At 61.7% G+C, this 5900-nt stretch carries 5 protein-coding genes; 2 read left to right on the top strand and 3 right to left on the bottom strand.

What is annotated here, in order from left to right; genetic code table 11:
- Positions 1-513 precede the first annotated feature (513 nt).
- Both IH881_19940 and IH881_19945 read left to right on the top strand, forming a co-directional pair.
- Positions 514-2607: an elongation factor G gene (locus IH881_19940; GenBank protein ID MCH7869973.1), complete on the top strand. Its 2094-nt coding sequence runs from the start codon at positions 514-516 to the stop codon at positions 2605-2607.
- A 15-nt stretch (positions 2608-2622) separates the two neighbouring features.
- Entirely contained in the window at positions 2623-3312 is a 690-nt protein-coding gene (locus tag IH881_19945; GenBank protein MCH7869974.1) for a hypothetical protein, read from the top strand.
- A 109-nt stretch (positions 3313-3421) separates the two neighbouring features.
- Here IH881_19945 and IH881_19950 read toward each other — a convergent pair whose 3' ends face one another.
- The 3 genes from IH881_19950 to IH881_19960 form a co-directional block, all read right to left on the bottom strand.
- Entirely contained in the window at positions 3422-3949 is a 528-nt protein-coding gene (locus IH881_19950; GenBank protein ID MCH7869975.1) for a TerB family tellurite resistance protein, read from the bottom strand.
- Positions 3950-4055: 106 nt separating this feature from the next.
- Entirely contained in the window at positions 4056-5609 is a 1554-nt protein-coding gene (locus IH881_19955) for a mercuric reductase (GenBank protein ID MCH7869976.1), read from the bottom strand.
- 45 nt (positions 5610-5654) lie between these two features.
- Positions 5655-5900 (bottom strand): TVP38/TMEM64 family protein (locus tag IH881_19960; GenBank protein MCH7869977.1); only part of this gene is annotated, 246 nt, incomplete at its 5' end.

The following is a 5900-nucleotide window of genomic DNA, read 5'->3' on the forward strand; positions in this document are numbered from 1 at the left end:
CCGCACCGTTACCCGCTGATGATCCCCAATCTGAACCCGTCCGTGGGTCGTCTTTGGAGATTGTGCATGGATCTGCGGGGGTGGTGGGGGTTGCGCAGCGAATGGCTCGCCCGCTCCGCACACTCCCGCTCTACTTGGCGGGCGAGCCATTCGCCGCACGCCCTCCCCCCGCCTCGCATAGAGAGGCAGCGCGCTCTCCGCGGTAACGGTGCAGGTGACTTGACGTTTACCCTCGGATGGCTCAACTTCCCGGCCCTTTGGGTCGAAGGGTCCGCGCTGGAGTCCCGTTTGGCCATGCGGATCACCAGGACGGCCCTGGCCAAAAGGACTTGCCCTCCCAATTAAGAGCCATTGGAGGACCGGTGCAGCTTCCGGTCGAGCCCCTCGGAGTCCCCGTGGGGGAACGGCTGGGATTTCCGACACGAATTCGGGCGGGTGGCCACTCATCCCCCTACCCACCCAGCGGAATGGCGCGAAACCACGCTTGGCGCCCTCGCTACTGCCGAGGCTGAAATGATCAACGAGTTATCGATGATCCGAAACATCGGGATCAGTGCGCACATCGACTCGGGCAAGACGACGCTCACTGAGCGCATCCTGTTCTACACCGGGCGGATTCACGCGATCCACGAGGTGAGGGGCAAAGACGACGTCGGCGCGACCATGGACTCGATGGAGCTCGAGCGAGAGCGCGGCATCACGATCCAAAGCGCGGCGACCCACACCGTTTGGAACGATCACCACATCAACATCATCGACACCCCGGGCCACGTCGACTTCACGATCGAGGTGGAGCGTGCGCTGCGCGTACTCGATGGCGCCATACTAGTGCTCTGCGGGGTGGCGGGCGTGCAGTCCCAATCGATGACCGTGGATCGCCAGATGCGCCGCTACAAGGTTCCGCGCATGGCGTTCATCAACAAGCTCGACCGCTCGGGCGCGAACCCGACGCAGGTAACGGAGCAGCTGCGCGAGAAGCTCGCCCACAATGCGATCTTGATGCAGCTCCCGATCGGTCTCGAGGCCGACTTCGAGGGTGTGGTCGACCTGGTTGCGATGACGGCCACGTATTTCGAGGGCGACAACGGAGAGAAGGTCGTCACCAAAGAGATTCCCGAAGAGATGCGTGACGATGCCGAGATTGCGCGCGAGTTCATGCTCGATGCCGTCTCGATGTTCTCGGATGAACTCATGGAGGCAATTCTCGAAGAGACGGTGACCGAAGAGTTGATTCACGAAGCCGTGCGGAACGGAACGCTCTCGATGGAACTCACGCCGGTCTTTCTCGGTTCGGCGTACAAGAACAAAGGTGTCCAAAAGCTTCTCGATGGCGTCATTCGCTATCTGCCCAGCCCCCTCGACGGCGAGAACACGGGTGTCGATCTCTCAAACGACGAGGCTTCGCTGACGCTCGAGAGCGATCCCAACAAGCCGCTCGTGGCCCTCGCCTTCAAGCTCGAAGACGGTCGTTACGGGCAACTCACCTACGTTCGCGTCTATCAGGGTGCGCTCAAGAAGGGCGCAATGATCATCAACAGCCGCACCAAGAAGAAACACAAGGTTGGTCGGCTGGTCCGGATGCACGCTGACTCGATGGAAGACATCAAAGACGCTTCTGCCGGTGACATCGTGGCGCTATTCGGGATCGATTGTAGGTCTGGCGATACCTTTACCGACGAATCGGTGCAGATCTCGATGACGTCGATGCACGTTCCCGAACCGGTGATCTCGATCGCCATCAAGCCCATCGACAACAAGACTGTCGACAACATGGGCAAGGCGCTCGGTCGCTTCGTGCGCGAAGATCCCACCTTCCGCTCCCGAGTGGACCCAGAGAGCAACCAAACCGTGATTTCGGGTATGGGGGAGCTTCACCTCGACGTCTATGTCGAGCGGATGAAGCGCGAGTACGGCTGCGAGGTCGAGACGGGCGCGCCCCAGGTCGCCTATCGCGAGACGATCTCCCGACGCGCCGATTTCAACTACACCCACAAGAAGCAGACGGGCGGTTCCGGTCAGTACGGCCGCGTCGGGGGTCGGATCGAGCCTGCGGAAGACGGCGCTGAAGATTTCGAGTTCGTGAGCGAAATCAAGGGCGGTTCAATCCCCACAGAGTACATCTCGGCCGTCGAGAAGGGCTTCGTGCAGTGCATGGAGAAGGGGCGGTTGATCGGTTTCCCGGTGATCGGCGTCAAGGTAGTCGTCGACGACGGCAAGTCGCATAGCGTCGACTCCTCGGAGATGGCCTTCCAGGCCGCGGGTCGCGGCGCGTTCCGCGATGCGTACCCCAGAGCCAAGCCGATCGTGCTCGAGCCCGTGATGAAGCTCGAGGTCGAAGGACCCGTCGATTACCAGGGGGCGATCCTCAAGACGATCATGCAACGCCGTGGTACCGTGATTGGGACCACTGAGTCCGCGGGCATGTCCCGCACCGAATCAGAGGTGCCCCTCGCTGAGATGTTCGGGTACGCGACCGACCTGCGCTCGATGACCCAAGGCACGGCAGAATTTTCGATGGAATTCGCGCGCTATTTGCCCGCGCCTGCCGAGGTCCAAAAGGAGCTCAAGGAAAAGTTCAGTTCAAAAATTAGCGACGACAACGAGTAGATCGAGGAGTTCAGCGTGTATCGAAAGTTTCTAAATGCGCGCAGCCCCCTGCGCTTGCTCGAAAAGGGTCTCCACGGTGGGTTGGGACCTGGCAATCTGGGTATCGTCATCGGGGGACACGGCGTCGGAAAAGCGTCCTTCATCGTTGGTGTGGCACTCGATGAGCTACTGCGATCGGGACGCGTGCTTCACATATCGATGGCCCACACGGTTTCCCACATTCGCGATCACTACGACACCGTGTTCGAAGAACTCGTGACAAGCGCGCACCTGGAAAATGAAGCCCAGGTGCATGTCGATATCGATCGCAATCGAAGCATCCGCGTCTACCCCCGAAATGCACTCACGACTGAGAAGCTGCGCGAAGCCGTGAAGGTCGAGTCCGATGTTTCGGGTAAGCCGTCGATGCTCCTGATCGAAGGACTCGATTTCGAAACCACCTCGCGTCAGGATTTCGCCGACCTCAAGGAACTCGCTGGCGAACTCGCCGCCGAAGTCTGGCTATCGATTTCCTGCAGCAACGAGCAGGTTGCGCAGCTGCCGCCCTCCGTCGAGCGTGTCGAAGATCTGGTGAGTGTGGTTCTGGCCCTCGAGCCGGGAGACGACACGGTGGTATTGCGCGCACTCAAGGACCATGACAATCCGGATCTCACCAACCTCCACGTCGCTCTCGATCCGAAGACCTTGCTGCTGACGCGACACTAAACCGGCGGCCAGCCGTCGAGCGGCTCCCCAAAGCAGCGTCTACTTACTCAGGGCTTTCGTTTGCAAAGTTGGTTGTTCGGGTGGGGTGACGGGGGAACGAGCCGCGCTCTTAGCTCTTGATCTGGAGTACGGCGAGCTTGTCTCGGTATTGGCTTTTCAGGGAGTTGGCTTCCATTCGCGTAAATCCGAGCTCTTCTGCGATGCCGACGATCTCTGAGCTCTCGATGCTCGAGATCGATCCGTCGGCGGCCGCAACCGCGTAGAGGCACTGCAATAATTGCCCTCGTTGTTCGAGCGTGGAATTCTTGCGGAATTCGCGGGTCACTACGTAGTTCTCTGTTCCGCCGAGCAATCGCGCCTGAGACTTCGCGATTTCGACGGCGAGCGCGATTTCGCTTTCCGTCAGGTCGGAGATCGTCGCCAGCGAGCGCTCTATTTCTGCGGTTTCGGCCGCGTCGATTTCGAGGTCGGCGTTGGCAACGCGCGCCAGCACGTACGCGAAAGCCGCCAGGTATTTTGCCCGCTGCGGCTCGAGCCGCTCGAGTTTGGCGGCGATTCGACGGACAGACTCGGTGTCCCCGGCGTCGCGGTTCTTCTCGGGAGCTTCCCCCAATCCGAGGAAGCGAAATAGTGACACGATGGTCTCCTTTGATCTTGGGCGTTCAGTCATTCAGTCTACCCGGGTTCGGCGAAGATGGGCGATCCCCGACCCGCGGTGAATTTCTGCGCTCGCGCCCTTCCTCTCAGCGACGCAATGCCATGAAGCGCTCGGACAGTCGCCCCATCCTTGGAGTCACTCGGCTGCGCAGGTAGGCTCCCGCGGCCCGCTTCAGAGCCTCCGCCTGGGTGGGGTAGGGGTGGATCGTCGACAGGATCGCGCCAAGACCGAGATTGTTCACCATCGCGAGCGTGATTTCGCTGACCATCTCGCCGGCGTGGGAAGCGACGATCGTGGCGCCCAGAATCCTGTCGCTTCCCCTCGCCCACAAAGTACGGCCGCTCTTCTTCTTGACGTGAATCTTGACGAAGCCCGCGTCTTCTCCATCGGTGACCGCGCGGTTTACCTCGCGCAGCGGGACCTTGAAGGTCGTGAGTTCGATGCCGCGCTCGGCGGCCTCCCGTTCGTAGAGGCCGACGTGCGCTACCTCGGGGTCCGTGTACGTGCACCAGGGCATGACGAGTGAACTCAGCTTCTTGGTGCGCAGGAAGAGCGCGTTTTGGACCACGATCTTCGCGGCTGCGTCCGCGGCATGGGTGAATTTCCAGGCCATCGCGATGTCTCCCGCCGCGTAGATGTTGGGATTGCGGGTCTGGAGGTAGTCGTTGACGTGCACGCCGCGCTGCGGGTCGAACTCGACGCCGACCGCCTCGAGGTTCAAGCCCTCCACGTTGGGGGCGCGCCCCACTGCCACGAGGATCGCATCCACATCGACGGTCTTTGGCTCGCCATCCGCGCTGGTGACGTGGATGCGCTTTCCGGCATCGAGTACTTCGACACGTCTCAGCTTGTAGCCCAGCAGCATGGCGATGCCCTCACGCTCGAATTGATCCTTGACGATTTGCGCGGCGTCGGCGTCCTCCCGCGGCAAGAGCTGCGGAGCGCGGTCAACAACCGTGACATCGGAGCCGAGGCGCCGAAAGGCCTGCGCGAGTTCCGCTCCGATCGGGCCAGCGCCGATCACGCCCAGTCGGTTGGGCCGCTCGGTCAGTTCGAAAACCGTTTCGTTGGTCAGGTAGCCGGCTTCTTCGAGGCCCTCAATCGCGGGAACCGCCGCTTGCGCTCCGCAGGCGATGACAGCTTTTTTGAAGCGAAGCCGGGCGCCGTCCACCTCGACGGTATCTGATCCGCGAAATCGCGCGTTGCCGAGGAAGACGTCTACGCCGAGTTCGTCGCGATAGCGACGCGCGGAATCCTCGTGGCTGATTTGGGCGCGGATGCGTCGCATTCGTTCCATGACCGCGCCGAAGTCCACCGCGGTCGAGGCGTGAAGGGGCATGCCGAACGCCTCCGCGAGGCGTGCCTCCGCAATCGTGCGCGCGGCTCGGATCAGGCTCTTCGAGGGTACGCACCCGACGTTGAGACAATCGCCGCCCATCAAATAGCGCTCGACGAGAGCGACTCTGGCACCGAGTCCCGCAGCGATCGCAGCGGTGATGAGGCCTGCCGAGCCCGCGCCGATCACGACCAGGTTGTAGCGATCCTGGGGAATCGGGTTCTTCCAATCCACAGGGTGGACGTTGGCGACCAGCTGTTCATTATGGACGTCTGCAGGTTGCATCTCGATCTGCGCGGTCATCGTCGAGCCCTCGCTGGTTTGATCTCATGCCTCATCTCCGTCGCCCTACTCACCGGTGGCTTCCGCCAGAGCGCGCTTCGCGCTTCGCGTGACGAGCATCGTGACTGCGACGGTGGCGACCAATCCCAATGCGAGAACGCTGTAGTAGCCCCATCCCCTGGCGACTGCGGGGCCTCCTGCCAGGGCCGCGACGTCGCCTGCGAGCTTGCCGGAGTACACGTAGAGCAGGGTTCCGGGAAGCATGCCCACGGAAGCGATCCCGTAATCGGTGAACCGAACCCGCGTCAGCCC

It is taken from the genome of Myxococcales bacterium (assembly GCA_022563535.1).
Taxonomy (GTDB): Bacteria; Myxococcota_A; UBA9160; order UBA9160; family UBA4427; genus DUBZ01.